The sequence below is a fragment of the Candidatus Pelagibacter sp. HIMB1782 genome (genome assembly GCF_052047475.1).
Taxonomy (GTDB): Bacteria; Pseudomonadota; Alphaproteobacteria; order Pelagibacterales; family Pelagibacteraceae; genus Pelagibacter.
Map to the genome: position 1 here is coordinate 211,315 of NZ_JBNAKE010000001.1, position 24,793 is coordinate 236,107.

General features: G+C 26.6%; 25 protein-coding genes. 19 read left to right on the forward strand and 6 right to left on the reverse strand.

Annotated elements, in window-relative coordinates; translation table 11 throughout:
- Window positions 1-8: 8 nt before the first annotated feature.
- On the forward strand, window positions 9-1,037 hold the full coding sequence (purM, locus tag ACTTAO_RS01165) for a phosphoribosylformylglycinamidine cyclo-ligase (protein WP_440690511.1): 1,029 nt from the start codon (window positions 9-11) through the stop codon (window positions 1,035-1,037).
- Entirely contained in the window at window positions 1,015-1,596 is a 582-nt protein-coding gene (gene purN / locus ACTTAO_RS01170; protein ID WP_440690513.1) for a phosphoribosylglycinamide formyltransferase, read from the forward strand. The genes purM and purN overlap by 23 nt, the downstream gene beginning before the upstream one ends.
- Here the strand turns inward: purN and ndk are convergent.
- On the reverse strand, window positions 1,586-1,987 hold the full coding sequence (ndk, locus tag ACTTAO_RS01175; protein ID WP_440691095.1) for a nucleoside-diphosphate kinase: 402 nt from the start codon (window positions 1,985-1,987) through the stop codon (window positions 1,586-1,588). The two genes, purN and ndk, sit on opposite strands and share 11 nt — an antisense overlap.
- Window position 1,988: 1 nt before the next feature.
- On the reverse strand, window positions 1,989-3,443 hold the full coding sequence (locus ACTTAO_RS01180) for a leucyl aminopeptidase (RefSeq protein ID WP_440690515.1): 1,455 nt from the start codon (window positions 3,441-3,443) through the stop codon (window positions 1,989-1,991).
- Between the two features lie 61 nt (window positions 3,444-3,504).
- On the opposite strand from ACTTAO_RS01180, the gene ACTTAO_RS01185 reads away from it, so the two are divergent.
- Genes ACTTAO_RS01185 through rsmA form a run of 6 tightly spaced genes read left to right on the forward strand, consistent with a single transcriptional unit; the run spans window position 3,505 to window position 11,481 of the window.
- Window positions 3,505-4,650, forward strand: a complete 1,146-nt coding sequence (locus ACTTAO_RS01185) for an LptF/LptG family permease (RefSeq protein WP_440690517.1) — start codon at window positions 3,505-3,507, stop codon at window positions 4,648-4,650.
- 4 nt (window positions 4,651-4,654) lie between these two features.
- The gene (locus ACTTAO_RS01190; RefSeq protein WP_440690519.1) at window positions 4,655-5,728 is read left to right on the forward strand and encodes an LptF/LptG family permease; all 1,074 of its coding nucleotides are present in this window, start codon (window positions 4,655-4,657) and stop codon (window positions 5,726-5,728) included.
- Window positions 5,718-8,828: an LPS-assembly protein LptD gene (locus tag ACTTAO_RS01195; RefSeq protein ID WP_440690521.1), complete on the forward strand. Its 3,111-nt coding sequence runs from the start codon at window positions 5,718-5,720 to the stop codon at window positions 8,826-8,828. Before ACTTAO_RS01190 ends, ACTTAO_RS01195 begins: the two co-directional genes overlap by 11 nt.
- Complete coding sequence (locus ACTTAO_RS01200; protein WP_440690523.1) at window positions 8,812-9,747, forward strand: peptidylprolyl isomerase; 936 nt, start codon at window positions 8,812-8,814, stop codon at window positions 9,745-9,747. Before ACTTAO_RS01195 ends, ACTTAO_RS01200 begins: the two co-directional genes overlap by 17 nt.
- A complete protein-coding gene (locus ACTTAO_RS01205; protein WP_440690525.1) occupies window positions 9,734-10,702 on the forward strand; it encodes a 4-hydroxythreonine-4-phosphate dehydrogenase PdxA in 969 nt (322 codons plus the stop codon). Before ACTTAO_RS01200 ends, ACTTAO_RS01205 begins: the two co-directional genes overlap by 14 nt.
- Entirely contained in the window at window positions 10,699-11,481 is a 783-nt protein-coding gene (rsmA, locus tag ACTTAO_RS01210; protein ID WP_440690527.1) for a 16S rRNA (adenine(1518)-N(6)/adenine(1519)-N(6))-dimethyltransferase RsmA, read from the forward strand. The genes ACTTAO_RS01205 and rsmA overlap by 4 nt, the downstream gene beginning before the upstream one ends.
- Here rsmA and gmk read toward each other — a convergent pair.
- From gmk to fabD, 4 genes are read right to left on the reverse strand one after another with little or no spacing between them, the layout of a single operon-like run.
- Complete coding sequence (gene gmk / locus ACTTAO_RS01215; RefSeq protein WP_440690529.1) at window positions 11,474-12,106, reverse strand: guanylate kinase; 633 nt, start codon at window positions 12,104-12,106, stop codon at window positions 11,474-11,476. The genes rsmA and gmk overlap by 8 nt on opposite strands.
- Before the next feature lie 8 nt (window positions 12,107-12,114).
- Window positions 12,115-12,354 carry an acyl carrier protein gene (locus tag ACTTAO_RS01220; RefSeq protein WP_440690531.1) on the reverse strand — a complete coding sequence of 80 codons (240 nt, stop codon included), beginning with the start codon at window positions 12,352-12,354 and terminating at the stop codon, window positions 12,115-12,117.
- Window positions 12,355-12,402: 48 nt separating this feature from the next.
- Entirely contained in the window at window positions 12,403-13,140 is a 738-nt protein-coding gene (gene fabG / locus ACTTAO_RS01225; RefSeq protein ID WP_440690533.1) for a 3-oxoacyl-[acyl-carrier-protein] reductase, read from the reverse strand.
- The gene (gene fabD, locus ACTTAO_RS01230; protein ID WP_440690535.1) at window positions 13,137-14,063 is read right to left on the reverse strand and encodes an ACP S-malonyltransferase; all 927 of its coding nucleotides are present in this window, start codon (window positions 14,061-14,063) and stop codon (window positions 13,137-13,139) included. The genes fabG and fabD overlap by 4 nt, the downstream gene beginning before the upstream one ends.
- Window positions 14,064-14,149: 86 nt before the next feature.
- On the opposite strand from fabD, the gene rpsF reads away from it, so the two are divergent.
- The 11 genes from rpsF to ACTTAO_RS01285 all read left to right on the forward strand — a co-directional run bounded on the left by rpsF (window position 14,150) and on the right by ACTTAO_RS01285 (window position 24,786).
- Complete coding sequence (gene rpsF, locus ACTTAO_RS01235; protein ID WP_262589557.1) at window positions 14,150-14,503, forward strand: 30S ribosomal protein S6; 354 nt, start codon at window positions 14,150-14,152, stop codon at window positions 14,501-14,503.
- Window positions 14,503-14,775, forward strand: coding sequence for a 30S ribosomal protein S18 (rpsR, locus tag ACTTAO_RS01240; protein WP_440690537.1), 273 nt, complete (start codon window positions 14,503-14,505; stop codon window positions 14,773-14,775). The genes rpsF and rpsR overlap by 1 nt, the downstream gene beginning before the upstream one ends.
- Window positions 14,775-15,233, forward strand: a complete 459-nt coding sequence (gene rplI / locus ACTTAO_RS01245) for a 50S ribosomal protein L9 (RefSeq protein ID WP_440652727.1) — start codon at window positions 14,775-14,777, stop codon at window positions 15,231-15,233. The genes rpsR and rplI overlap by 1 nt, the downstream gene beginning before the upstream one ends.
- A 69-nt stretch (window positions 15,234-15,302) precedes the next feature.
- Window positions 15,303-16,721, forward strand: a complete 1,419-nt coding sequence (locus ACTTAO_RS01250; protein WP_440677865.1) for a replicative DNA helicase — start codon at window positions 15,303-15,305, stop codon at window positions 16,719-16,721.
- 20 nt (window positions 16,722-16,741) lie between these two features.
- On the forward strand, window positions 16,742-19,135 hold the full coding sequence (locus ACTTAO_RS01255) for an efflux RND transporter permease subunit (RefSeq protein WP_440690539.1): 2,394 nt from the start codon (window positions 16,742-16,744) through the stop codon (window positions 19,133-19,135).
- A complete protein-coding gene (locus ACTTAO_RS01260) occupies window positions 19,135-19,680 on the forward strand; it encodes a CvpA family protein (protein WP_440614652.1) in 546 nt (181 codons plus the stop codon). Before ACTTAO_RS01255 ends, ACTTAO_RS01260 begins: the two co-directional genes overlap by 1 nt.
- Window positions 19,634-21,115, forward strand: a complete 1,482-nt coding sequence (gene purF, locus ACTTAO_RS01265; protein ID WP_440690541.1) for an amidophosphoribosyltransferase — start codon at window positions 19,634-19,636, stop codon at window positions 21,113-21,115. The genes ACTTAO_RS01260 and purF overlap by 47 nt, the downstream gene beginning before the upstream one ends.
- Before the next feature lie 3 nt (window positions 21,116-21,118).
- Complete coding sequence (locus tag ACTTAO_RS01270) at window positions 21,119-21,676, forward strand: HD domain-containing protein (RefSeq protein ID WP_440690543.1); 558 nt, start codon at window positions 21,119-21,121, stop codon at window positions 21,674-21,676.
- Window positions 21,677-21,705: 29 nt separating this feature from the next.
- Window positions 21,706-23,001 carry a glutamate--cysteine ligase gene (locus ACTTAO_RS01275; RefSeq protein WP_440690545.1) on the forward strand — a complete coding sequence of 432 codons (1,296 nt, stop codon included), beginning with the start codon at window positions 21,706-21,708 and terminating at the stop codon, window positions 22,999-23,001.
- Window positions 22,991-23,914, forward strand: a complete 924-nt coding sequence (gene gshB / locus ACTTAO_RS01280) for a glutathione synthase (RefSeq protein WP_440690547.1) — start codon at window positions 22,991-22,993, stop codon at window positions 23,912-23,914. The genes ACTTAO_RS01275 and gshB overlap by 11 nt, the downstream gene beginning before the upstream one ends.
- Window positions 23,911-24,786, forward strand: a complete 876-nt coding sequence (locus ACTTAO_RS01285) for a DMT family transporter (RefSeq protein WP_440690549.1) — start codon at window positions 23,911-23,913, stop codon at window positions 24,784-24,786. Before gshB ends, ACTTAO_RS01285 begins: the two co-directional genes overlap by 4 nt.
- Window positions 24,787-24,793: the final 7 nt, after the last annotated feature.

Genomic DNA, 24,793 nt, shown 5'->3' on the forward strand with positions numbered 1-24,793 from the left:
ATATTGTAATGAATAATAAAAATTTTACCTATAAAAAAAGTGGTGTAAACATTAAGGCCGCTGATAAGTTTGTAAATTTCATTTCATCAGTATCATCAAAAAAAAAGGGCAAAAAAAAGTTTTCTAATATTGGGGGATTTGGTTCTATTTCAAATATTCCAAGTAACATAAAGCAACCTCAAATAGTTGCTTGTACAGATGGTGTTGGGACTAAAATTGAAATAGCTAATACTTTAAATAAATTTGATACAATCGGTATTGATCTTGTAGCAATGAGTGTGAATGATTTAATTGTTCAAGGTGCAAAACCTTTGCTTTTTTTAGATTACATTTCAATAAACAAGATTGATTTAATTAAACTTAAATCCATTATCAAAGGAATTGTTAAAGGATGTAAATTATCAAATTGTGAACTTGTAGGTGGAGAAACAGCAGAGATGCCTGGCACTTATTCTAAAGGTAAATTTGATATAGCTGGTTTTGCTGTTGGTATTGTTGGTAAAAATAAAATCTTAAATAAAAATAAAATCAAAAAAAATAATTTGATATTAGCAATTCCATCTAGCGGATTACATTCAAATGGGTTCTCACTTGTAAGGTATTTAATAAAAAAAAAAAAAATTAATATAAATAAAAATAAATTTTTAAAATCAGAACTTTTAAAACCAACAAAAATTTATGTGAAAGAAATAATCAATTTAATTTCCAAAAATCTTATTAATGGTTGTGCAAATATAACAGGAGGAGGACTTGCTGATAACATCAAAAGAATTATACCAGATAACATGGTAGCTGATATTGATTTAAACAAAATTAAAAATTTAAAAATTTTTAATTGGCTTAAAAAAAATGGAATATCAGAAAATGAAATGTTAAAAACATTTAACTGTGGTGTTGGTTTTTGTTTAATTATAAATAAAAAAAACTTGAATAAAGTTCAAAATTATTTTCCAAAAGAATATAAACCATATGTAATTGGAAAAATTATAAGTGGTAAAAATAAAGTAAAATTAAATGGTTCTATCAACTGGAACTAATAAAACTAAAACTGCAGTATTTATTTCTGGAGCGGGTAGTAATTTAAAATCACTGATTAAATTTTCTAAATTAAAGAAATCTCCTATTTCTGTTAACTTAATTATTACTAATAATAAATTAGCAAAAGGTTTGAAATATGGAACTATTTTTAAAATTCAAAAAAAAATAATTAGTTTCAAAAATAAAGATATTGCTGAAAAAAAAATACTTGAAGAACTTAAAAAAAATAAAATTGAATTAATTTGCTTGGCAGGATTTATGAAAATACTTTCTAAAAATTTTATTAAAAATTTTAAAGGTAAAATTTTAAATATTCACCCATCTCTGTTACCAAAATACAAAGGTTTAAATACTCATCAAAGAGCTATAGATAATAAAGATAAATACTCAGGATGTACTGTGCATTTTGTTAATTCAAAATTAGATTCTGGGAAAATAATTCTTCAAAAAAGAGTTAATATTCACAAAAATGACAGCTCAGATAGTCTTGCTAAAAGAATTTTAGCTCAAGAGCATAAATTATATCCTAAAGCTATTTTGAAAATCTTTAATCTTTAAAAAAGAAATCAATTTCAATTTTTGCATTTTCAACACTATCAGACCCATGGACAGAGTTTTTATCTATTGAAATACCATATTTCTTTCTTATTGTGCCTTCTTCGGCGTCTTTAGGATTTGTTGCACCCATCAATTCTCTATTTCCCAACACAGCATTTTCTTTTTCTAGTACCATTACTACAATTGGACCTGAAGATAGATATTCACATAAATCATTATAAAATGGCTTTGTTTCATGAACTTTATAAAAATTTTCAGCCTCAGATTTTTCAATTTGAATTTTCTTTTCTTTAACAATTGAAAAACCATTATTTTTAAACATTTCTTTAATCTCATTTTCTAGATTTCTCTCAACAGCATCAGGTTTTATTATTGATAAAGTTTGTTCAATATTACTCATAATTATCCTCTATTAGTTTGTTTAATAATCTTACTCCGTAACCTGTGGCTCCTCCTGAGTTTAATGCACCTCCATACTTTGAAAATGCCATACCAGCAATATCTAAGTGAGCCCATGGTGTTTTATTTAATATAAATCTTTGCAAAAACTGAGCAGCAGTTGTTGAGCCTGCGCCACCAACATAATTAATATTTTGCATATCAGCATTTTTCGAGTCAATTAACTTATCAAAATTTTTATTTAATGGCATTCTCCAAACTTTTTCTTCAACATTTTCTCCAGCATCAATTAATTGTTTAGACAATTTGTCATCGTTTGAAAATAAACCAGCATACTCAGATCCTAGTGAAACAATAATTGCACCAGTTAAAGTTGCTAAATCAACAATAAATTTAGGTTTAAATTTTTCTTCTGTGTAAGTAAGTGCGTCTGCAAGAACCAATCTTCCTTCTGCATCAGTATTTAGGATTTCAACAGTTTTTCCGCTGTAAGATTTAACTATGTCTCCTGGTCTTTGAGCATTTCCACCAGGCATATTTTCAACTAAACCAACCACACCAACAGCATTTATTTTTGCTTTTCTAAGTGCTAAACTTTTCATTAAACCTACTACAACTGCTGAACCAGCCATATCATAGGTCATATCTTCCATAAATTTAGCAGGCTTAAGTGAAATACCCCCAGTATCAAAACAAACTCCTTTTCCAACAAATGCTAAAGGTTTTGATTTATCTTTCAAACCTTTCCATTCCATAGTAACTAAATAAGAGCCTCTTATGCTACCTTGACCAACACCTAATAAAGTATTCATCCCTAATTTTTTTAATTTTTTTTCATCATATACTGTAATTTTCAATCCAAATTTTGATAAAGTTTTTAATCGTTTTGCATACTCATCAGGATGCAAAACATTACCAGGTTCAGAAACTAAATCTCTAGTATAGAAAGTTCCTTCTTCTATTGCGTTAAATATTTTCTGTTCTTTATTGGAAGGCACATTCTTACCAGATACATTGATAATAATATTATTTTTATTTTTTTTAGTTTTGTATTTGTCAAACACATAAGATTTAAGCTTTAAACCATGTAGAAAATGACCTATTAATTTTTTTTGATTTATTGGAAGAACTTCTGAATTAATATAAAATTCTTTCTGTTTGAAATTTTTTATATCATTAAAGAATTTAGCGCCTAAGTTTTCTGTTTCAGAAGTGTTAATATTTTTCTTTACAGATATTAAAAAAATTCTTTTTTTTGAATTTAGATCAAAACTGATTATGTTTTTAGTTAAATCATGAGAAGATATTATATCTTTTATGAACCGATATTCAGATTTAATTAAATTTTTCTTTAAACTGGTTAATGTATATTTTTCATCAACAAAAAATATGAATTTTCCAGAGTTATTTTTTGATGAATTATTTTTATAATTAATTTTAATTGACATAAATTTTTAATACAAACTGTTAATGATGGATGCTATATATGAATAAAAATACCTTATTTCAATGAAAAAAATACTCTTTCGAAAGTTTATTTACGATTGCACATTTTTCTTTTTCATTTCTCTTATTTCAGCAGCAATTATCGTTTGGGTATTTCAGGCAGTTAATTTTCTAGATTTAATGGTTGAAGATGGCAGAGATTTTTTTCTTTATTTAAATTATACACTTTTAAATTTCCCAAAAATAATTAGTAAACTTTTACCCTTTGCTCTTTTCTTTAGTTTTTTTTATGTGATTTCAAAATATGAACTTAATAATGAACTGATAATTTTTTGGAATTTTGGTGTTTCAAAAAAACAAGTAATAAATTTTTTTATTAAATTTTCTATAATTTTTATGTTATTTCAAATTTTACTTGTTTCATTATTGGTGCCTACTACTCAAAATTTTTCTAGAAATCTCATTAAAGACTCTAATATAAATTTTTTTGAAAGCTTTATTAAACCAAAAAAATTTAATGATAATATTAAAGGATTAACCCTATTTGTTGATGAAAAAAAAAACAATGGTGAACTGATTAATATTTACCTTAAAAAAGAGACTGATAAAGGAAATTTTCAAATTACATATGCAAAAAGTGGTTTCTTTTTATCAAAAAATAATAATCAAACTTTAGTATTAAAAAATGGTCAGACAATTAATAAAATTGGAAATGATCTTACTACATTTAATTTTAAAGAATCTTCTTTAAATATGTCTGATCAAGATTCGGGGATTATAAAAGTTGATAAAATTCAAGAAACGTCAACATTAAATTTATTGCTATGTGTAAATAGATTTGAAAAGATTTTTTCAAATAATTTAATCAAATCAGAAAAAATCTTTATTCAAAATTGTACAAAAGAAAATTTAGATAATGTTTTCAAAGAAATCTATAAAAGGTTTTTAGTACCAATGTATATCCCATCATTAATATTATGTGCTTTAATATTAATAATTTATTCTAAAGAGAACATAAATTATACAAAATTTAGAGTTTTTGTTTTTTTAATAGGTTTTACATTAATAGTTTTTTCTGAAACAACTCAAAAATTAATTCAAGAAAATTTGAATTTTAATATTATTGTTTTTTTAATCCCATTTATAATTTTTTTATTACTTTTAATTTCAATTAATAACAAAATTAAATTTAAGGCTAAAAATAATTAATATCATGAAAACATATTATAAATTTATTCTTGGTACTTTTTTGAAGTCATTTGTGTTTGTTTTTTTAGTAATGTTTAGCTTGGTTATAATTTTAAATATTTTGAGTGAGATTGAATTTTTTAGAAATACAAATGTGAATGTTTTATTTCCACTATACCTCTCGCTTCTTAATTCACCTGCATTAATATTTGAAATGTTTCCATTTATCTTTCTCATAGGAACACAACTTTTTTTTATAAACTTATTTAAAGATAATCAAATTCAAATATTTAAATATTCAGGATTAAAAAACTCCAAGATTTTAACCATCATAAGTCTATTTACTTTTTTTCTTGGTTTATTCATCATATTAATTTTTTATAGTTTTTCTTCTAATTTAAAAAATTTCTACTTAGAACTAAAAAATAATTACACAGCTGATGATGAATATTTAGCGGTCGTAACCAAAAATGGATTATGGATAAAAGATAATGTTGATGGAAAAGTAAGCATCATTAATGCATCAAAAATAGATAATAATTATTTGATAAACACATTTATTACTCAGTTTGACAATGAGTATGAGGTTTTGAACAATGTTCAAGCAGATAAAATAGATATAACAAATAATAATTGGATAGCTTACCAAGTTAAATTATACAAAAATAATCAAAGTGAAAAAAAAGAAACTTTTACAATAAAATCGAATTTTAATTATGAAAAGATTCAAAGCTTGTTTTCAAACTTATCATCATTATCAATTTTAAAATTACTTGATCTGAGAAAAAACTACCTTTCTTTAAATTATTCAATTATTGAAGTTGATTTAGAGTTAAATAGAATTATTTCATATCCAATATTTCTATCATTAATGACTATCTTGTCTGCTATATTAATGTTTAATATTAAAAGATTTAGTAGCACTACATTCAAAATAGCAATTGGTCTTTTTTTATCAGTTGTAATTTATTATCTTAATAATTTTTTCTATGTAATGGGTAAAACTGAAAAGTTTGATGTTTCTGTAGCTATTTGGTTCCCCCTATTGGCAATATTAATATTAAATCTTACAATGATTTTTAAAATTAATGAAAAATAGAATTTCTATAATACTTATTACTATTCTGATTTTAGTTAATTGCCAATTAAGTTTGGCTCAAGAACAATTTGAATTTAATGTTACTCAAATAGAGGTTTATGAAAATGGAAATATATTTAAAGGACTTAAAAGAGGTGAGATAAATACAGATAGTAATATTAATTTAGAAGCTGATCAATTTGAATATAATAAAATTACCAACATACTAGTTGCAAATGGCAATGTGATAATAAAAGATCTTGTAAATGATATCTTCATTGAGACTGAGAGTGTGACGTACAAAAAAAATGAAGAATTAATTTTTACAAATACAAGATCAAAGGCAACAGGAAAAAATACAATCATAAATGCTGATAGTTTTAAGTACAATAAAAAACAAAATGAACTATATGCAAATGGGAATGTAATAATTGATGATTTGCTTAATGATATTTTGATTGAATCTGATGATTTAAATTATTTAGTTAATAAAAATATAATTTTTACAAATACAAGATCAAAGGCAACTGGAAAAAACACAATTATAAATGCTGATAGTTTTAATTTCAATAGATCAACCAATGAATTAAAAGCGCAAGGTAATGCAGAAATTAAAGATTTAGTTAAAAAAATAATTGTTCAATCAGACAGAATTAATTTTTTCAAAAATGACGAAAGGTTCGATTCAAAAGGAAAGTCAAAAGCTTTTGATAATGGACTTACAATTAATGCTGATGAATTTGAGTATAACAAAATCTTAAATATTGTGAATGCATACAAAAATGTAGTTATAAATGACGAAATTCAGGATGTAATAATATTTACAGAAAACTCCACATACTTTAGGAACAAAGAGAAAATTATCACAGAAGGAAAAACTGAGGCAATATCAGAAAATAAGTATAACTTTAATTCTAAAGATACTGTATTTTTGAGAAATAAAGGTGAATTAAGTTCAGAGTTTAATACGATTATAACTGATGATGATAATAATTTTTATAACTTAAAAAATTTTAATTATCTAACAAAGACAAAACTATTACGTGGTAACAATATAAAAATAACAACAAACTATAAAAAAGAAAAAAGTGATAATTTTATATTTTCAAATGGGATATTTGATTTAGAAAAAAAGGAATTTAAAGGAAAAGATACAAAAGTTTTTTTGCACAATAACATTTTTCAAAAAGAGAAAGAAAAATTTTTGGAATTAATTGGAAAAACTGAAATAAATAAACTTGTTGATGAGGATAAAATATTTGAGAATAAGCCAAGATTATTTGGTGCTTCGTCTAGTGGAAACCAAGACAAGACGGTTATAAATAAAGGAATTTTCACAAGTTGTAAAAATAGTAAAGACGATTGTCCCTCTTGGAGTATGAGGTCAAAAAAAATAACCCATGACAAAGTAAAACGTCAACTCATCTACGAAAATTCAGTACTTAATTTGTATGATATGCCAGTTTTTTATTTTCCAAAGTTTTTTCATCCTGACCCAACAGTTAAAAGACAATCTGGATTTCTAAGACCTCAGTTAAATCGATCCAAAACTCTTGGAACATCACTTTACCTGCCCTATTTTAAAGTAATTTCTGATAATAAAGATTTTACTTTTAAGCCACAAATATTTGATAGCGAAATTGAAATGTTTCAAAATGAATACAGACAAGTAAACAAAAATTCTTCGTTTATTGCAGATTTTGGGATTACAAAAGGTTATCAATCATCTATTAATGGAAGTAGAAGAAATAGCATTGGTCACTTATTTGCTAAATATGATAAAGATTTAGAAATTGAAAATTTTGATAACAGTGATTTAAAAATTACAATTGAAAGTGTTACTAACGATACTTTTTTAAATGTATTCAAAAATAACCTAATTAAATCCTCAGTAAAACCCAATAGCTTAAACAGTCTTGAGTCTGGCATAGATTTTTATATAGATAATGAAGATTATAATTTTTCTACTGGGCTTGAAGTTTATGAGAGTTTATCTGGAAAAGACAGTGATAGATACCAATATAACTTTCCAAATTACGCTTATTCAACTAATTTTTCGAATGAAATATTTAATGGAACTTTTGGTTTTTCTTCTTCTGGTAATAATGTTTTGAATAATACAAACGTTATGAAGACTACTATAAATAACGATTTAACATATTCAAGTTTAGATTATTTTTCTAATTTAGGTTTTCAAAATAATTTTAGTATATATTTTAAGAATTTAAATACTGTAGCAAAAAATCATAGTAATTATAAAAATAATCCGCAATCACAAATTATGAGTCTATTTGAGGCTAGATCAAGTTTCCCATTAGAAAAAATTTCTAAAAATTTTAACGAGAGTATAACTCCAAATTTTTCTTTTAGATTAAATCCTAGTCATATGAAAAGTTTAAGTAATAGAAATGTAAATGTTGATAATATTTTTAGTATAAATAGACTGGGTATCAATGAAGCTTATGAGGAAGGAAAATCTTTAACTCTTGGTCTAAATTATTTAAAAGAAAAAATTCTAACAGATGAAGAAATAGCATTTAATGAAGAAAACGAAAAAAATAAAATAGAAAAATTTTTTGAATTTAAATTAGCTGGTGTACTAAGAGATGTTAATGAAGATAAAATTAGCTCATCGACTACACTTAATAGAAAAGCTTCTAATCTCTTTGGGTCTATAACAAATAAATTGTATGAAAAGATCCAGTTAGATTACAACTTTGCTATTGATAATGATCTAAGTACTTTTGAAAGTAACGAAATTAATTTACGTTTTCATATCAATAATTTCATCACAACTTTCGATTTTTCTGAAACTAACGGTGAAATGGGAGATTCTAATCAGATATCAAATTCTACTTTGTATAAGTTCAATGATAATAACTATCTTACATTTGGTACGAGAAGAAATAGAAAAATTAGTTTAACTGAATATTATGACCTAGTTTATGAGTATAAAAATGATTGTTTAACAGCAGGTATTAAGTATCAAAAAACATATTATTCTGATAGAGATGCAAAACCAACAGAGGACTTAATGCTTACACTAACGCTGTTTCCTTTGACAACTTTAGAGCAAGATGTAGAACAAAGTTTCTATAGAGATAATGATTTATTTAACTAATATTTATAAAAAAATTTTATTAATAATTTTTTTTTCGTTATTTATTTTAAGTGCTGAAGCTTTAAATAATAAGATAGCATATAAAATCAATAATCAGATAGTAACAAACTTTGATATTACAAAAGAATTTAGATACTTAGCTATTATTAATCCAAAATTACTAGATTTGACAAAAGATGAGATATTTAAAATTTCAACAAATTCCATAATTAAAGAAAAAATTAAAAAAATTGAAATTTTAAATCACGTTAAAGAAATTAAATTAAATGAAGATTATATGAACTTATTGCTGAGTCAAAATTATGAAAGATTTAAAGTTGAAAATAAAACAGAGTTTGAGAAAAAAATTAATTCAATTGGTTTTGACTTAAGTGAATTTAAAGAAAAAATGTCAATAGAAGCATTATGGAACCAAATTATTTATGAAAAATATTTAGACAAAGTTAAAATAAACAAAAATCAACTTAAAGACGAAGTTTTAAAAAGTGAGGAAAAATTCGAGTACAACTTATCAGAAATACTGTTTGAAGCAGATAATAAAGAAAATTTTGTTAAAAAATTAAAATTGATAAAAAATGAAATTTCTAATCGAGGTTTTGAAAGTGCTGCTCTGTTACACAGCATATCTGACAGTAAATCTTCTGGTGGAGAATTGGGCTGGATAAATGAAACCTCAATAAATAAGAATTTAAACAATAAAGTTAAAAAATTAAAAATTGGTGAATATACAGAACCAGAAGTAATACCTGGTGGATTTTTAATATTAAAACTTAACAAAATAAAAAAAACAAAAGTTTCAATAAATATAGATAATGAATTGAATAAATTAATCCAATTAAAAACTAATCAGCAGCTTAATCAATTTTCGAGTATTTACTTTAATAAAATCAAAAAGAATATAAAAATTGAAAAAATATAAACCAATAATCATAGTCTTTGGCGAACCGAATAGCGTATTTTTAGAAATCTTATTCAAATCATTAAATAAGAAAATTTTAAGCCCGATTATTCTAATCGGTTCCAAAAAAATTTTAGAATTTCACATGAAAAAATTAAATTTTAAAAAAAAAATTATTGATATGAATTATGATAAAATAGGAAATTACGCCTTATCTAAAAAAACTATCAACTTAATTGATATACACTATAATTTTAAAAATAAATTTGAAAAAAAAATATCAGATAATTCAAAAAAATATATTGAAAAATCTTTTAAGATAGCTTTTCATTTAATACAAAAAGGAATATCAAACAAATTAATAAATGGACCAATATCTAAAAAAAATTTTTTAAATAAAAAATATTTAGGTATGACAGAATATATTTCAAAACACTTTAAAGTTAAAAATCAGGCTATGTTAATATATAATAAAAAATTGTCTGTATGTCCTGTTACTACACACTTGCCAATTAAATCTGTATCAAGTCAAATTTCAAAGGATAAAATTGTAGAAAAATCAAAACTGATAAATGATTTTTATAAAAAAAATTTCAATAAAAAACCAAAAATCGGAGTGATTGGACTTAACCCGCATTGTGAAAGCATACATAATTTCAATGAAGATGAAAAAATTGTAAAGCCAGCAGTTAACTATTTGAAAAAAAAAAATTATTTAATTTTTGGTCCATTTTCAGCTGATACTATGTTTTTAAAACAAAATAGATCTAAATATGATGTAATATTAGGCATGTATCACGATCAAGTTTTAACTCCAATTAAAACATTAATGGAATATGATGCAATTAATATTACTCTTGGTTTACCTTTTACTAGAATTTCTCCAGACCATGGTCCAAATGAAAAAATGTTGGGAAAAAATATATCCAACCCATTAAGTTTAGTGAGAGCAATCTCTTTTTTAGATAAACATTGATAAAGGCAAAAAAAAGTTTAGGTCAAAATTTCTTAATTGATAGAGGGGTTTTAGCGCAGATTGTTGATTGTGTAAAAATTGAGAATAAAATTATTTTAGAAATAGGTCCAGGGACAGGCAATCTTACAAAATATATTTTAGAGAAAAACCCAAGAAAAGTTATTGTTGTTGAAAAAGACAATGACTTAGTGGAAGATTTAAAATTAAAGTTTAAAGAAAAATTAAATATAATAAATGATGATATTTTAAATGTAGATGAAACTTCTTTATTTAAAGAAAAAACACTAGTATTTGGAAATCTACCTTACAACATATCTACTGAAATATTGAGCAAATGGATAATAAACCTAAAGGAGAACTTTTGGTTTGAACATCTTATTTTAATGTTTCAGAAAGAAGTGGCTGATAGAATAATAGCTGATTACAATAACTCAAATTATGGAAGATTATCCATTTTAGTCAATTGGAAATTAACTGTTAAAAAAGTATGCGATATTAAACCTAAAGCGTTTAACCCAAAACCAAAAGTAGATAGTAGCTTACTTATATTTAGTCCTAAAAAAAACTTTTATAAATTAAAAGATCCCAAAAATTTAGAAAAAATAACAAGAATTTTTTTTAACAATAGAAGAAAGATGATTAAAAAACCTTTTAATCAAATTTTTAATGGTAATTTAAATATTTTGGAAAAACTCAATATACAATTAAATCTAAGACCTCAAAATTTAAATTTTGAAACATACTACAAAATTACTGAAGAGTATGAAAAATTTATTTAGTTAATTTTTCTATATGATTTCTTATGTAATTTAAATCATAGTCTTTGGAGCCATCATTTAGCTCTGCTTGAATAAGATTGTTAATTTTATCAAAACAATTTTCTATTTTATCATTTATCACTACATAATCGTAATTTATCCAATGCAAAACATCTCTTTCAAACTGCTTCATTCTTTCTTCTGCAATTAATTTATCTTTCATGTCTCTATTTGAAAGTCTTTGAAATAAAACTTCTTTACTAGGAGGTAGAATGAAAAAAGAAATTAATTTGTAATCTAATTTTTTATTTTTAATTTGATCTGCACCTTGCCAATCAATATCAAATAAAACATTTTTACCTTTATTTAAATTGTCTATTACAGGTGTTCTTGTTGTACCGTATAAATTGTTAAACACTTTTGCATATTCTAAAAATTCTTCATTCCTAATCAATCTTTCAAATTCATCGTCATTAACAAAATAATAATCTTTTTTATTAATTTCTCCTGGGCGAGGATTTCTAGTCGTATGAGAGACAGAAACTACGTAATTTTCTTTTTTTGATAATAGATTTACTAGTGTAGTTTTTCCTGCTCCAGAAGGAGAGGAAAGTATAATCATAACCCCATCTTTTTCTGAGGGCATTAATATTTTTAGTTTGCTTTTCCTTCGATAAATTTAACTGCGTCTCCGACAGTTAAAATTTTCTCTGCTTCGCTATCTGAAATTTCAGATCCAAATTCTTCTTCGAAAGCCATCGCTAACTCAACAGTGTCTAAGCTATCAGCTCCTAAATCATCTATAAAACTAGATTCTTCTGTTACTTTAGCTTCATCTATACCTAAGTGATCTGCTACAATTTTTTTTACTTTGCTTGAAACGTCTTCTGACATATTGATCCTTTTTGTTATATTTCGTTAATAGTTTAAAAAGTTATTTTGTCAAGCCATATACATGCCACCATTAACATGCAGGGTTTCTCCATTTATGTAGCTAGATTGATTTGAACATAAAAAACCTACAGCATTTGCAATATCATCAGGATCTCCAAGTCGTGCTGAAGGTATTTTTGATATTATAGTTTCTTTGAATTTTTCATCTATTTTATCTGTCATAGCAGTTTTAATAAATCCTGGTGATATACAATTTACATTAATGTTTTTCTTGGCATATTCAATTGCTAAACTTTTGGACATTGCCACTATTCCTGCTTTTGATGCAGTATAGTTGGCTTGACCTAAATTTCCTGTATGACCTACAACAGAAGTAATGTTAACAATTTTTCCAGATTTATTTTTTAACATTTTTTTTATGGCAAATTTACTCATCAAAAATGTCGACGTTAAATTAATTTCAATTACCTTTCTCCATTCATCCAAACTCATTCTGATTGCCAAGTTATCTTGAGTAATACCAGCATTATTAACAATACAATCCAAACTACCACCAAGTTCTTTTGTTGCATTTTCAATGAATTCCTCAATTTTTTCACTTTGAGATATATCAAACCTTAAAATATTTATTTTTTCGAATTCTTTTTTTAATTCTTCTAGTTTCTCAATTCTTGTTCCTGAGGCTAAAATATTAGCACCACTTTCATATAATTTTTTTACAATAGAATTTCCTATTCCTCCAGATGCACCTGTAACAATTATATTTTTATCTTTTAAATCATTCATATTTTTAAATTTTCAATATCCTCTTGACTGTTTATAGTGTTAATTTTCACTTTTCTATTAATTCTTTTTACCAAACCTGACAGAACTTTCCCAGGTCCAATTTCTATAAAATGATCAACATCATTATTTATCATATTTAAGACACTTTCTCTCCATCTTACTCTATTTTCAATTTGTTTTATTAAAAGTGATTTTAAATTTTCAGAATTTAAAATCACTTCAGCTGTTACATTTGATATCAACTTATTACTTCCATCAGAAAATGAAATCTTGTTTAATTCTTGTGTCATAATCTCTGTAGCTTTATTCATAAGACTACAATGAAAAGGGGCACTAACTGGAAGCTTTATATTTTTAATAGAGTTTCCTTTTAATACTTCAATTAATTTTTCTAAATCTTCAGTTTTTCCACTTAAAACTATTTGCCCTTCCGAATTATCATTTGCTATTTGTACTATAAATTTGGATTCGTTATCTTTTAGTATCTTTTCTATAATCTCAACAGTTGATCCAAGAACTGCAACCATACCACCCTCACCCTTTGGCACAGAATTTTGCATAGCATCACCTCTGATTCTTAAAATTTTTAATGTTTCTGCAAAGTTTAAATATCCAGCACAAGATAAAGCAGAATATTCACCTAAAGAATGCCCTGCAAAATATTTTGCTTCATTTAAATCAATATTAAATTCTTTTTTAATAACGTTAAATATAGAATAGCTTATTAAAAAAATTGCTGGTTGAGTGTTTACAGTTAAATCAAGCTCTTCTTTAGGCCCCTCTAATATTAGCTTTGATATTGAATAATTTAATGTCTCATCTGCCTCTTTAAATAGGCTTTTCACAAGCTCAAATTTGTCGTAGAACTCTTTTCCCATTCCAACTATTTGAGATCCCTGACCTGGAAATATTACTGAAAACATATAAAAATATTACTAATTTTGTGTTTTTATCTATTGTAATTGAACTTTTATAATAGTATATCCTCACTTTTTATTAAAGAACTTAAATGAACTTATACGAACATACTATTATAGCTAGACAAGATACATCTCCAAGTGAGTTAAAGCAGTTAACTGAAAAATATTCTAAAATTGTAGAAAAAAATGAAGGTGAAGTTGTAAAAACTGAAAACTGGGGCCTTCTAAACCTTTCTTATCTAATTAAGAAAAATAAAAAAGGTAGTTACATACACTTTAAAATTAAAGGTAAAGGTAAAGTAGTTGAAGAACTAGAGAAAAACGAAGCTATTGATAAAAAACTACTAAGATATCTTACTGTTAGAGTAAAAGAATTTGATTTAGATACTAACTACTTTGGAAAAAAAGAAGATAGTGAAAATAAAGAAAGTGCTAAAAACTAATGCCAAAAAGACAAAATGGAAATAAAAAAGGAAAACAAAGCAATTTTGCAAAACTAAGTATTTTCCAACCAAATAAATATAAATTTAAAAAAACTTGCCCACTTTCAGTAAAAGGTGCTCCTAAAGTTGATTACAAAAATATCAAACTTTTAAAAAGATATGTTTCTGAAAATGGTAAAATTTTACCATCAAGAATTACAAATGTTTCTCAAAAGAAACAAAGAGAATTATCTCTATCAATTAAAAGAGCAAGAAATCTAGCATTATTATAATGAAAGTTATTTTATTAGAAAACGTTAAAAGAATTGGGTCTGTAGGAGAAGTAATAGACGTAAAAAGAGGTTTTGCTAGAAACTTTTTGATTGCAAATAAAAAAGCTCTTTATGCCTCTAAAGAAAATATAAAAGAAGTTGAAAAAATAAAAGCTGATTTATCTAAAAAAGACAATGAGAGAAAACAAGAAGCAGCTAAAATAGCAGAACAAATCAATAATAAAGAGTACTCAGTTCAAAAATTAAGTACTGAAAATAACGAACTTTATGGTTCTGTTAAACCAACTGAAATTTCTAAACTTATTCAAGAAGAAAATAAAATTGAAATCAAACCTTCAATGATACAACCAGTTGAAGAAATTAAATCTTTAGGAAAATTTAAAGTTAAGATTTCTTTACACTCAGAAGTTGATGCTGAAATAATTGTTAATGTTACATCAGCAGATACAATTCAATAATTATACATTCTTTTCAACAGCTAAAAATTAAAATTTAAATACTAAATTTTTTTCTATAAATTCATAAATATGGAAAGCAATTTAAGTATCGTTAAAGATAAATTCAAAGAATTACCAAACAACATTGAAGCAGAACAAGCTGTAATTGGTTCGATACTAGTGAGTAATGATATTTTTGATGAAGTTAATACAATTATTTCATCTATTAATTTTTATGATCCTATGCATCAAAAGATATTTGATGCTATTGAAAGCCTTATCTATAAAGGTATGCTTGCCAATCCCATTACTTTAAAAAATTATTTTGAAGATGAAAAAGATGACATTAATGTTCCAGAGTATTTAGTTAAAGTAACTAAATTTTCTACACCTGTAAGACAAGCGGTAGAATATTCAAAAATAATATATGATATGTTTGTCAGACGTGAATTAATAAAAATTTCTGAAGAAACTATCGATAGTGCTAAACTTAATGACCTTGATACTAGCGGTCAAACTATAATAGAAAATTCTGAAAGACAGTTATTTGATTTAGCTGAAAAAGGATCTTTTAGCTCTTCACTTATTAAATTTGACGATGCCATGAAACAAACTATAGAGATGGCTTCAGCCGCTTACAAAAACGAAGAAGGAATTGTTGGAGTTCCAACAGGGCTTAGAGATTTAGATGATAAACTTGGTGGTTTACACCAATCTGATTTAATCATTATTGCAGGTCGTCCATCAATGGGTAAAACTTCGCTTGCTACAAATATTGCATTCAATGCTGCTCAAAAACTACAAGATAGTGGTAAAAAATCTTCTATAGCTTTTTTCTCTTTAGAAATGTCATCTGAACAGCTTTCAACTCGTATTATCTCGGAACAAGCAAGAATAAGTTCAAACGATATAAGAAGAGGAAGAATTTCTGATGATCAGTTTGATAAATTTCTGGAGACTTCAAAAAATATAGCAGAACTTCCACTTTATATAGATGAAACTCCAGCAATTAGCATTGCAGCTCTAAGTAATAGAGCAAGAAGAATTAAAAGACTATTTGGATTAGATATGATTGTGGTTGATTACATTCAGTTAATGAGAGGAACAACTTATAATAAAGACGGTAGAGTTCAGGAAATCTCTCAAATTACGCAAGGTCTAAAAGCAATAGCAAAAGAGCTCGCAGTACCTGTTGTTGCACTTTCGCAGCTTTCAAGACAAGTTGAACAGAGAGATGATCACAAACCTCAATTAGCAGATTTAAGAGAATCGGGTTCAATTGAACAGGATGCTGATGTTGTAATGTTTGTTTACAGAGAAGGATATTATCTATCTAGAAAAGAACCAAGAGAAGCAACGGTAGAACATGCTGAATGGCAAGCTAAGATGAATGAAGTAGCGCACTTAGCGCAAATTATAATCGGGAAACAACGACACGGTCCAATTGGTAATGTAACACTTGAGTTTGAGGAAAGATTTACCAAATTTAAAGATACTCAAACTAACTAATTTCCAATATAAAAGAGCTAATGTTGGCTCAAATGTACCAAAACTTAATTTTAAAAAACCCAAAGGCAATTTTTATACTGCTTATTATTTCCATTCTAAGTTTTGGTTATTATTCAAAAGACTTTAGACTAGATGCTTCATCAGAAACCTTATTAATTGATGGAGATCCAGATCTAGCTTATTTGCAAGAAATCACTGAAAGATATGGGTCTAAGGAATTTTTAGTTCTCACTTACACTCCTAATGAAGGTATGGTTACAGATTCTTCAATAAATAATTTATTGAGTATAAAATACAAAATTCAAAGTTTAGATTGGGTTCATAGTGTTATTACACTTTTAGACATACCACTTTTAAATAATTCAGATGCACCGCTTCAAGAGAGATTAGAAAGCTTTAAAACTTTAAAAGATGAAGAAGTGGATAGAGAAAGAGGATTTAGTGAAATTTTAAACAGTCCTGTCTTTAGAAATTTTGTAATTAGTGAAGATGGTAAAACAAGTGGGATCATAGTTAATATCAAACAAAATAAAAAATTAGAAGATATTGAAAATAAATCTAGAGACGAAATTGAAAATTATAAAGATCAGATAAAAAAACAAAATCATCAAAACATTTTAGAAATAAGACAAGTAATCCAAAGTTATGGAGATGTAGGAAAAATTTACTTGGGTGGAATTCCAATGATTGCAGATGATATGATGACTTTTATCAAAAGTGATATCATTGTATTTGGTATTGGAGTTTTATTATTTATTATAGCAACACTTTGGTTTGTATTTAGAAATCTAATTTGGATAGTTGTTCCTATTAGCAGTTGTTTTTTCTCTGTAATTATTATGATGGGGCTGCTTGGATTACTTGGATGGAAAGTAACTGTTATTTCATCAAACTTTATCGCCCTGATGCTTATTCTTACAATGGCAATGAATATTCATATGAGCACCAGGTTTCTTCAGCTTAAAAAAAATTTTCCAACAAAAAATAACTTTGAAATCATTTCCTTAACAACGAGTAAAATGTTTTGGCCTATATTGTATACAGTTTTAACAACAATTTTAGCTTTCTTATCTTTAATCTTTAGTGAAATTAAACCTATTATAGATTTTGGTTGGATGATGACTTTTGGCTTAATTACATCATTTATAATTACTTTTACTTTGCTCCCTACTCTTTTAAGTTTTACCTCAACTGGAAATATATCTTTAAAAAAAGAACAAGATTCTAAAATTACATCAATACTTGGTTCAATTTCTTTAAATAATAAATTTACAATTTTTTCTGCAACTGGAATTATTATTGTCTTAAGTGTAGTTGGAATTAGCAAACTCGAAGTTGAGAATAGCTTTATAAATTATTTTGATAAAAACACTGAAATTTACAAAGGAATGAAGCTAATTGATGAAGAACTTGGTGGAACTACACCTTTAGAAGTTATTTTAAAGTTCCCTAAAAAAGAAAAAAAGAAGTCAGAGGAAGATGATGAGTTTGAAGATTGGGGAGATGAAGAAGACACAAATGATGAAAAATATTGGTTTACTAAAGATAAAATAGATAGAATTGCATCAGTTCATAATTATTTAGATAGTCTCCCACAAGTTGGAAAAGTTTTATCTTTTTCATCAATCATCGATGTTGCAACACAACTAAATAACAATAATCCACTTGGTACTTTAGAGATGGGAGTATTGTATTCAAAAATACCTGAAAGCATTAAAACAGAAATAATTGATCCATATCTATCAATAGAAAATAATGAAGCTCGAATAAGTCTTAGAATTATAGACTCACAAGAAAATTTGAGAAGAAATGACTTAATTAATAAAATTAATTTTGATCTAGAAAATGAACTAGGATTAGAAAAAGATGATTATAAATTAGCAGGTGTATTAATATTATTTAATAATTTACTACAAAGTTTATTTAAGTCACAAATTTTGACACTAGGTTTGGTTATGATTGGTATTTTCTCAATGTTTATTATTTTATTTAGAAATATTAAACTTTCATTAATTGGTGTTGTGCCAAATTTCATAGCTGCATTCTTTATTTTGGGAATTATTGGTTTGTTAGGAATACCATTAGACATGATGACTATCACGATAGCTGCAATCACAATCGGAATAGCTGTTGATAACAGTATTCACTATATCTACAGATTCAAAGAAGAATTTAGCAAACTAAAAGATTACAATAACACATTGAAAACCTGTCACTCAACAGTTGGTGTAGCAATTTTAAATACTTCAATCACAATTGTATTTGGTTTTTCAATTTTAGTATTATCTAAATTTATACCAACCATCTATTTTGGAATGTTTACAGGTCTTGCTATGTTACTTGCAATGATATCAGTGTTAACTTTGCTGCCAGCATTAATATTGGTGGTTAAACCTTTTGGTAAAGATGCTTAATGGTAGATGCTCTTAAAGATTTTTTTGAAGCATCTTCAATTATTGATTTAATCTATATCGCAGTAACCATATGGTCTTTAATCAGTTGTTATAGAAAAGGTTTTGTCTTAAGCATACTTTCAATGGCAAAATGGCTCCTAGCCTACGTTATTACTCTAATCTTATTTCCACGTATAAAACCTTATGTAAAAGATATAATTGATAATGAGTATGTTCTTGATGTTGGACTTGGAATTGCAATATTTATAGTTGTTATCTTTTTGGTATTATTAGTTAACAAAGGTATCAGTAAGGCAATAAAATATACTGGTATTGGTGGCTTAGATACTACCTTTGGATTCTTTTTTGGGTTTGTAAAAGCATATATTGTATGTGTATCTATTTTTTCTGGAGTACATATTGTTTATAACTACGATAAATGGCCAATTAATTTAGATAAATCATACGTCTTTCCATATTTGAAAAAAGGTAGTAGTTATCTTGTTGAAGAATTTCCTAATGAAAAAACTTATCAAGAATCTAAAGAAAAAATTGAGGATATTTGATCCAAAACTAAAAGAAGAATGTGGAGTATTTGGTATTAGTAATGCAAAAGACGCCTCAGCTTTAACAGCTTTAGGTTTGCACGCACTACAACATAGAGGTCAGGAAGGTTGTGGAATAGTTACTTTTGATGGTGAAAAATATTATTCAGAGAAAAGATTTGGCTTAGTTGGAGATAATTTTAATAAAGAAAAAGTTTTAAAAAACCTCAAAGGTAATTATGCTATTGGACATAATCGATATAGTACTACTGGTAATAATATTTTAAGAAATATTCAGCCTTTCTTTGCAGATACTAACGCGGGTGGAATTGGGGTATCTCACAACGGAAACTTAACAAATTCAATATCTTTAAGAAACAAACTTGTAGAAGAAGGAGCAATTTTTTATACTACCTCTGATACAGAAACCATAGTTCAGTTAATTGCTAAATCTAAGAGATCAAAAACTATCGATAAAGTTATTGATGCCATATTCCAAATCCAAGGAGGATATGCTTTGGTAATGATGACCCAAAAATCTTTAATAGGTGTAAGAGACCCGTATGGAATTAGACCATTGATGATTGGAAAACTAGGAAATAGCTACGTGCTAGCTTCTGAAACTTGTGCATTAGATATTATTGGAGCAAAATTTATAAGAGAAGTTGAGAACGGTGAAATAGTGTTAATTGAAAATGATGAACTAACTAGTATAAAGCCCTTCCCTCCTAAGAAAGTAAGACCGTGTGTCTTTGAGTATATTTATTTTTCAAGACCAGATAGCTTGCTTGATAACAAAACAGCATATGAACATAGGAAAAATTTAGGAAAAGAACTTGCAAAAGAAAATGATGTCGAAGCTGATATAGTGGTACCTGTACCAGACTCTGGTAACGCTGCAGCACTTGGTTTTGCTCAACATTTAAAAATGAATTTTGAGCATGGTTTAATTAGAAATCACTATGTTGGAAGAACCTTTATTGAGCCAAGTCAGCAAATTAGAAGTTTAGGTGTAAAGTTAAAATTAAATGCAAACCAAAGCACAATTAAAGATAAAAAAATTATTTTAATTGATGACTCGCTTGTTAGAGGAACTACATCTTATAAGATTGTTAAAATGCTATATGATGCAGGCGCAAAAGAAGTTCATGTTCGAATTGCTTGTCCTGAGATAAAATATCCAGATTTTTATGGTGTAGATACCCCAACTAAAAAAGAGTTATTAGCAGCAAATAAAACAAATGATGAAATTTGTGAATATATAGGTGCAAAATCACTTAAATTTTTATCTATTGATGGACTGTATAGAGCAATTGGTTTTGACAAAAGAAACGAGGCTTATCCTCAATTAACAGATCATTATTTTACTGGTGATTACCCTGTTAAACCTGTTGATGAATTGGGAGATAATAAAATAACTCAACTTTCTTTATTGAGTACAGCATCTAATAATTAAAATATGAAAACAGTAAATTTTACTGAAATGAAAAATGGAACCAAGGATGAGTACTTGTTGCTTGATGAGTATGAACAAAAATATATTGATGGTACTGCTGATCGAATATTAAAATTTATGAGTGGATTAAATTCTACTTTAGAGGGATACAAAATAACTAGACTTGAACACTCTCTTCAAACTGCAACAAGAGCTTATAAAGATAATGCAGATGAAGAAATGGTAGTTGCAGCCTTACTACATGATATTGGAGACGAGTTAGCTCCTGTTAATCACTCAGAATATGCAGCTTCAGTTTTAAAACCTTACGTTTCAGAAAAGACACATTGGATCATTCAAAAGCATGGTGAGTTTCAGATGTATTATTATGCGCATCATCTTGGAAAGAATCAAAATCAAAGAGATAAATATAAAGATCATAAATATTTTAATGATGCTGTAGAGTTTTGTGAGAAATGGGACCAGGCTTCTTTTGATCCAGACTATAAAAGTATGAAATTGGAGGAATTTGCGCCTATGGTGAGAAAAATATTCTCAAGAAAGCCCTATTCTTTACTTTAAATTAAATTAAAATCCACTATCTAAAGCGCATGATTAACAATAAAGAGAAAATTATTGAATATTTTAAATCTGGTATCAAAGAAGATAAAGATTTTAGAATTGGTATCGAACATGAAAAATTCTTGTTCAATACTAAAGACAATAAAAGAATTGATTACCTAAAAGTAAAAGAAATGTTTACAGCCCTAACTGAGTTTGGCTGGAACCCTGTTTTTGAAAAAGAAAACATTATTGGTCTTAATAAGGGTGGAAAAAATATTACACTAGAACCTGGTAACCAAATTGAATTATCAGGTGATAAGTTAAACCATATGCACGAAGCATGTGCAGAGTCACAAGATTATTTATTTGAATTAAAACAAGTTACTAAAAAATTAAATATCAAAATAGTTAGTGCAGGTTTTGATCCTATTTCAAAATTAGAGGATATTCCAAATAATCCTAAACAACGTTATGAGTTAATGACAAAAGATATGCCACTAGGTGGAGAGCTTAGTTTAGATATGATGTATCGAACATGTGGAACACAATTAAATATTGATTACAATTCAGAAGAAGATTTTATTAAAAAATTTAAATTAGCTAATTCTATTGTTCCAATCTCAATTGCACTATTTGCAAATTCATCAATAGTTGAAAAAAAGAATAGTAATTATTTATCTTACAGATCTAAAGTTTGGCAAAGCACCTCAAGAGGAGGTTTGCCTAAATTATTTTTTGAAAGTTTAGATTTTGATAAATATGCAGAATTTGTAATGAACTTTCCAATTTTATTCATTCAACATAATGATCAGTATATTTCAGGAAGGAAATATAAATTTAAAGATTTTATGGACGGAAAAATTGAAGAAATAGGAAATAGACTTCCAGCTGAGGCTGATCTTACAACCCACTTAAGTACAATCTTTACTGAAAATAGATTGAAGAAATATATCGAGCTTAGATCTATGGATACCTGTGGTTGGGATTGCCTATGTGCTGGACCAGCTTTTAATATTGGAATGCTTTATGGAAATTTAGATGAAGCATACGAATTAGTCTCTTCATGGGAAACAGATAAAATCATCAATGCCTATTTAGAGGCGCCGCAAAAAGGATTTAATACTCAATTAATGGGTAAAGACTTATTATATTGGACTTCTACTCTTCTGGACATTTCTAGAAAAGGATTAGAGAAAAGAGATATCATTAGTAAAAAAGGAAATAACGAAACTATCTTCTTAAATCATTTGCAAAATGTAGTTGATAACAAGACTACAAATGCAGATCATATGATTAGTAAATTTTCGAAAGATGAAAATTTAGAAGAATTATATGACAAATAAAATAGTAGCTGTTCAAGGTAATCATCCCTCTACCTTAAACTCTGTAACTGATACCAGTGTTTTTTTAGCTAACGAAATTCAAAACAAATATAAAATTTTTTATTATGATCCAAAAGATCTATCAATAATTAACAAAAAAGTTTTAGCAAAAGGTTTCTTTATAAAGTTTAATTATCATAACAAGAAATTTTATAAAATTATTAAAAAACAAACTTTAGACCTTGTAAAATGTAAGTTTATTTTAATCCGTCAAGACCCACCATTTAATTTAGAATATATTTCAACTACTTACATTTTAGATTTTATTAAAAATAAAGTTAAAATAATAAATAATCCAACATCAATAAGAAACATCTCTGAAAAGTTATATTCAACAAAATATTTAAAATATATGCCTGATACACTTTTTTCTCAGGATATAAACGAAATCAAAAATTTTATTAAAAAACATAAGAAAGTAATTATCAAACCTATTCATAGCTATAGTGGTAATGATATTCACTTATTAAATAAATTTAATTCAAAACTTATAAATAAATTTATTAAAAAACACGATCATATCATGTGTCAAAAATTTTTAACTAAGATTAACAAGGGAGATAAAAGAGTTTTTATTATTAATGGAAAAGTTTGTGGTGCAATTTCTAGAGTTCCTAAAAAAGGATCTTATCTAAGTAATATGAGCAAAGGTGCTAAACCAATAAATATTAATTTAACAAAGCAAGAATATAAAATTTCAAAATTAATTGCAAAAGATTTGAAAAAAGAAAATATATATTTTGCAGGAATTGATTTTATAGATCAAAAATTAAATGGAGATATCAATGTAACTTCCCCTACAGGACTTAAAACTTATTTCGATTTATCAGGAATAAATTTAGCAAAAACTTTTTGGAAAGAATTAAAAGCGTGAACAATTTAACTGATCAGCAAAAAGGTTCTTTAATGGCTTTTGTTGCGGTGATGTTTATCACTCCTGATAGTTTATTTATTAGACTTTCAAATGTTGATACTTGGGGATTAGTTTTTTATAGAGGCATCATTCCATTTGTAACTGTTTTTGTTGGAATGTTATTTATTTACAAATCAAGTTTTTTTAAATTACTTTATGGAAATTCAATTTATGGTGCTGCTTATATAGTTACGTTTTCCATAACCAATATTACTTTTGTATTATCAATTCAAAACACAAATGTTGCAAACACACTTGTTATGATTGCACTTGCACCAATGTTGTCAGCTATTTTTGGTGCAATATTTTTAAAAGAAAAACCAGATCGAAATACCTTGATTGCTATAGCAATTACGTTTTTAAGTGTTCTTTATATATTTTACGACTCTGTAAAATTAGGAAATATTTTTGGAGATATTTTAGGTTTTATTACTGCATGTGGTCTTGCTGCAGGGGCAACAATAATCAGAGCTGGAAAAAGCCTTAACTTGGTTCCTTCAGCTGTGGTTGGTAAACTGGTCGTAGCATTAGTTGCTTTATTCTTTATTGATACGTTCGAGCTAAAAGATAATGATATTTATATCATTCCAGCTATGTGTATCCTTTGTGTGGCCATTCCTTTTGTATTGGTTACGCTTGCTCCAAGATACATAACTGGGGCTGAGGTAAATCTATTTTTTCTAATGGAAACAGTTTTGGGACCCATTTGGGTGTGGATGGTTGTTAAAGAACAGCCTTCAATGGAGACAATTCAGGGAGGAGTGGTGATCATTTTAACTATCGCTATTCACTCATTCCTAGCCATAAAAAAAACACAAACCAAAACTACTTAGCCCGCAA